Below are 5,126 nucleotides of genomic sequence, written 5' to 3'. Positions count from 1 at the left end.
TGGTGCACCGGAGGGCGCTTGGCGCGTTCAATCAGGGTAGTCAGTCATCAGGAGCATTTCCATGAGCCTTCGCAAGACCTTGAGCGCCGCCGTGCTGCTATCGGCGGGCGTGCTGGCCGCCGGCGCGGCGCAGGCCCGTGACGTGTATTGGTCGGTCGGCATCAACGCGCCGGTGGCCGGCGTGGGCGTGGGCACCGTCATTTCCAACGCCCCGCCGGTGCGCTACTACGCCCCGCCGGCCGTGATGTACCAGCCGGCGCCGGTGGTGGCGGTGCCCGCCTACCCGGTGTACCAGCCCGCGCCGGTGCTGTATGCGCCCCCGCCGCCGCCGGTGCGCTACTACCGGCCGGCGCCGCCGCCGGCGTATGTGGTGGTGCCGCAACGGGCACCGCGCCATTGGCATGGCGGTCGCTGGGCCGACCGCGGCTACGAGGGCCGCGGCTGGGACGGCTACCGCCACGGCGGCCGCTGACGGGCCCTCTTCAGACGTCCCTCTCTAGAGGGAGGCGCCCTGTCTCAAGACTTCCTACAGTGATAATGTTCACAGCAGGGAAGCAGATCATGGCGTCTTCGCAACAACCCGTCCCGTTCCCGGAATGTCAGGAGCTGCGGGACGAACGCGCCCCCGGCCGCATGAGAGCCTTGCGCGCCTTCATCGCGGTGTCGGTGTTCGGCTGGCTGGCCTTTGCGGTGCTGGTGGCCGCCAGCGCCCCCGACCCGCTGCCGGCCGACGCCGATCTGGCGCAGGCGCTGGACGATGCGCAGGCCACCGCCGCGGCGGTGGCGCACTGGCAAGCGGACGATCGGATCGTTCGCGTCTCGCAGGACACTTCGGCGCCCTGAGGCGCTGGGGCGCCTGCACAGGCACGCCCGCGCCTACAGCCCCAGCAGCGCGCGCCAGCCCACCCGGGCCAAGGCCAGCACCCCCAGCGCCGCGAGCACCACCAGCGGCACGCCCAACGCCCAGGCGCTCTTGGCCTTCCAGCTGCGGCGTGACTTGAGCACGTCGGCCACCAGCAGCATCGCCAGGTGCAGCGTGGCCACCACGCCCAGCGCGGTGACGGCGGCGGTGCGCACCGGCTCCGAGGCCAGCAACAGCCCGGCCGCCAGCATCACCAGCAGGAAGGCGTAAAGCACCTTCATCACGTGCGACCACCAGCGGGCGCGCAGGCTGCCGGGCAAGGACACCGCCAGCAGGCCCTGGCCGGCCAGCCCCAGCCGCGCCACCCAGCGCAGCGCTGGCAGGTCCTGGCCGCGCTGGGCCACCACCGTCTGCAGCAGGCGGCCGGTGATGGTGGTGGCGCGGGCCGCGCTGTCCAGCAGTGGCGCCGGATCGGGCGCCTGCCGGCCCTCGCGGCTCACCTTCACCCACTGCAGCAGCGCGTCGTCTTCCAGCAGCGAGGCCACCACCTGGTCGAGCCGGCGGCGGGCCTCCGGCGTGCCGGGCTGCAGCCCGTCCACCAGCTGGCGGCGCAGGCGGTCGCGCCGGGCGTTCGGGTCGTCGGCCGGGGGCACCGGCAGGCGGCGCTGCACCTCGGCCACCGCGCCGCACAAGAGGCCGGTGATCTGCTCATAGCCCGTGGGCCGCAGCGCTTCCCGCACGATGGCACGGTGGGCCTGGCCGATCAGCGTGCCGCGCACGCTGCGGGTGGCCGGCTCCGAGCCGGGCAGCAGCGCGGTGATCAGCCGCTCCGCCCCGTCGAGCCGGCCCCACAGGATGTCGTTGGTGCGCCAGTGCCGCTGCAGGAAGGCGCCGAAGTTGGCCAGCGCGGTGCCGTCGAGCTTGCGCAGGCCGGTGGCGCGTTCGTCGATCAGCGTGGTGGCGTCTTCGGGGCTGATGCGCACCACTTCCACCGTGGCCGGCTCGCCGCTTTCGGTGTCGTAGTACAGCGGAAAGCTCATCTGGTCGTAGGTGTCGAAGCGCAGGTAGTACTCGCCCAGAAAGCGCCGCAGCTGCTTGGCCAGCGGCGTGTCCAGCTCGGGCAGGCCGGTGTCGTCCACCTTGACCACCACCTGCTGCTGGCCGATGCCGGCGTCCACCACGCCCAGCCGCGGGCCGCCCAGCCGGCGCCACACCAGGGCGCCCCCTTCGGGCTCGGCCTCGGGGCGGCCCTTGACCAGCGCGCGCACCGTCTCGCCGATGCGCTGCAGGTCGACTTCCAGCGCGTCCTGCAGCGCGGTCAGTGCGGTGGTGCGGGTGAGCTTGAGCAGCGCCTGCGCCCGCAGGAAGATGCCTTCCTGCAGCGTGCGGGTGGCCGAGGGCAGCTTCAGCAGCTCGGGCGGAAACAGCACCCGCACGGTGGCACCGCCGGTGGTGGTGAGCGTGGGCACGTCGTCGGGGCCGCCGGGGCCGTGGGTGCGGCTGAGCAGCAGCAGGTCCAGCACGTCCTGCAGCTCCTGGCGGAGCCGGCCGCGGCGTTCACGCGCGGCGGGCTGGTCGTCCACGCCGCCCAGGCTGTCGCGGTTGCGCAGCGTGCTGTGCGCCTGCGACAGGTCCACCTTCAGCCGGTGCAACGCCATCAGCAGGTCGTGCAGCTCGGCGTCGTTCACCTCGCCGTCGATCAGGTTGGGCCCGGCGCGGCGCTTCAGGCGGCGGGCCAGGGCTTCGTCGGCCTCGCTCAGTTCGCCCAGCGGGCCGCGGCGGCGGCGGCCCACCAGGCGGGTGAGCTGGTCGATGCGGCGCAGCAGAAAGGCGGTGCGCCGGGTGCGGTAGGCCAGGTCGTAGTCGTCGAGGAAGGCGTTGAGCGTGCCCACCCAGGTGCCGCCCTGGTCCACCGGCAGCCCGGGCTTGTCGCTGTAGCGTTCTTCGCGCCAGGCGCGCACCAGCGCGCGCAGCGCGTACACATGGTCGGAGTTGCGCTCGATCTTCCAGGCACGGGCCAGGCAGTCGGCGATGTCGTCGGTGACGGTGTACTGGCGCAGCCGGTTGTAGGGCAGGAAAGCGTCGCCGTAGTACTGGCGCATGCGCTCCATCGTCAGCTCGCGCCAGGGCGGCACGCCGTCGTCGTCGCCGGGCACCACCTCGCGCACCACGCGGGCCAGCGGATCGTCCTCGGCGGCGTCGAGGTCGCGCTCACCCAGCCGCACGATGCGGTCGATGCGCTCGATGCGGCGGTTGCGGCGCAGCACCGCTTCCAGGTCTTCGCGGATGGTCTCGTAGCTGGGGATGCTGGTCAGCGCCGCCAGCGCATTGGTCAGTGCATCGGGCGGCGTGGCGGGGTCGGCGGCATCGGTTTCGGGGTGGGCGGGCGCGGGTTCGATGTAGACCAGCTTGCGTTCCACCGGCACCGCGGCGCTGCGCTGCGACAGCGTGCCCACCACATGGGTGAAGGGCTTGTTGTCCAGGTAGCCGCCGTCGCCGAAGGCGCGGGTGACGTGGCCGCCTGCCTGCACTTCGGCCACCGGCACGCCGGTGAAGAAGTCGTCCCACTGGCGCAAGGCCTGCGTGTCCAGGTTGCGGTCGAGCCGGCGCAGCGCGTCCAGCGTCATCGGCTCGAAGGCGAACGGAAACGACGAGGTGCAGCGCGCCGCGAACGAGAGAAAGGCGTTGTGCCGCGGGTCCAGGTCGTTGTGCGCCACCTGGCGGCCGTCGTCGGTGTAGCGGAAGCGGAGGACCTGGCGGTGGCGCTTTTCGTGCACCACCTTGTCGAACAGCCGCAGCGTGACCAGCGAGCCGCGGATGTCGGTGGTGGTGACGAACAGGTCCAGCTCGTCGACGAAGGGCGAAGGCGCGCTGCCGCGGCCATTGGCGCCCGACATCAGCGCCATCGCCTTGCGCAGCTTGCGGTACATGCGGTCGCTGTTGAGCAGCGAGGTGGGCGCGCCGGTGCGGTCGGGCAGGCCTTCCATGTCGGGGTCGGCCTGGTAGCTGCGGCGGTCGTTCAGCAGGCTGCCGATGTCGCCTTCGCGTACCCACAGCTCGCGCAGCGGCGCAAACGGCTCGTCGTTGGCCAGTGCCTTGCCCAAAAACAGGCCGTTGATGCCGCCGGCCGAAGTGCCGGCGATCACGTCGATGACGAAGCGGGTGGGCAGGTCGCCCGGGGCTTCGGCGGCCAGCGGATCGGGGTTGCCGGCGGGGTCGGCCAACCAGTCGGCATAACGCTGCTGCAGCGGCGGGTCATTCACCAGCCAGGCCAGGCGGCGGTATACCTCGCGGGTGGTGTCGGGCGCCTGGCTGGCCGGGCGGGCCGGTGCGCCGCCGTCCAGGTTGCGCGGCGTGGCCCGGGCCAGCTCGTACATCTCGTTGGTGACGCCGTTGATGTAGATGGCCAGCGACACGCCGCCATACATCACCACGCCAAAGCGGATTTCGGCGCGGTAGTCCATCGCGGCCATGCCCATCTCCTGCGGTGCTTGTTATGGCCGCGATGATCGCAGGCCCATGTGCCAGGGCCATCCCTACCGCCGACGACGATCGCGGCCCGCTACATGCCCTTGAAGAGGTGCGCGTACAGCCGGCTGGCGGTCAGGGTCTCGGGCCGGCCGCGCAGCGTCAGCAGCACCTTGCCGCTGGGCTCGCGCTGGGCAGTGGCGATGGCACGCGCCTGCACCACCAGGCCGCGGTGCACCTGCCAGAAGCGCTGCGCGTCCAGCTGCGGCAGCAGCTCGCGCAGCGACAGGCGGATGAGGTGTTCCTTGTCGGCGGTGACCACGCGCACGTACTTGTCGGCCGCCTCGAAGTACAGCACCTCGTCCACCGGCACCATGTGCAGCGTGTGGCCCACGCCGGCCTGGATGACGTCCAGCCGCGGCGCTGCGGCCTGGGGTGCGGTGGCGCCCAGCAGCTGGCGGATCTGTGCCAGCGTGCCCTCCAGGCCGCCCGGCGCGGCGGGCTGTACCAGCAGCCGCTGCAGCCGCTGCACGCACTGGGCCAGCCGGGCAGCGTCCACCGGCTTGAGCAGGTAGTCCACCGCCTCACGCTCGAAGGCCTGCAGCGCGTACTGGTCATACGCGGTGATGAACACGATGAGCGGAAAGGGCGCGTCCTCGGGCCAGTCCTCGGCCAGCGCCTGCGCGGCCTGCAGCCCGTCCATGCCCGGCATGCGGATGTCGAGGAAGCAGATGCGCGGCCGCAGCGCCAGCGCCTGCTGCACGGCCGACAGGCCATCGCCCACCTGGGCCACCAG

Annotated in this window: 4 protein-coding genes; 2 read left to right on the top strand and 2 right to left on the bottom strand. The window is 72.1% G+C overall.

Annotated features, from left to right (window positions below; genetic code table 11):
• Positions 1-61: 61 nt before the first annotated feature.
• Positions 62-472, top strand: coding sequence for a hypothetical protein (locus ABNT58_RS07665; RefSeq protein ID WP_348752910.1), 411 nt, complete (start codon positions 62-64; stop codon positions 470-472).
• Between the two features lie 161 nt (positions 473-633).
• Complete coding sequence (locus ABNT58_RS07660) at positions 634-843, top strand: hypothetical protein (RefSeq protein ID WP_348752909.1); 210 nt, start codon at positions 634-636, stop codon at positions 841-843.
• A gap of 33 nt (positions 844-876) precedes the next feature.
• On the opposite strand, the gene ABNT58_RS07655 is transcribed toward ABNT58_RS07660, so the two are convergent.
• Both ABNT58_RS07655 and ABNT58_RS07650 read right to left on the bottom strand, forming a co-directional pair.
• On the bottom strand, positions 877-4,335 hold the full coding sequence (locus ABNT58_RS07655; RefSeq protein ID WP_348752908.1) for a patatin-like protein: 3,459 nt from the start codon (positions 4,333-4,335) through the stop codon (positions 877-879).
• Positions 4,336-4,424: 89 nt separating this feature from the next.
• Positions 4,425-5,126 (bottom strand): LytTR family DNA-binding domain-containing protein (locus ABNT58_RS07650; protein ID WP_348752907.1); only part of this gene is annotated, 702 nt, incomplete at its 5' end.

Source organism: uncultured Aquincola sp. (assembly GCF_964001545.1).
Classification (GTDB): Bacteria; Pseudomonadota; Gammaproteobacteria; order Burkholderiales; family Burkholderiaceae_C; genus Aquincola.
This window is presented reverse-complemented; position numbering and strand designations above follow the sequence as displayed.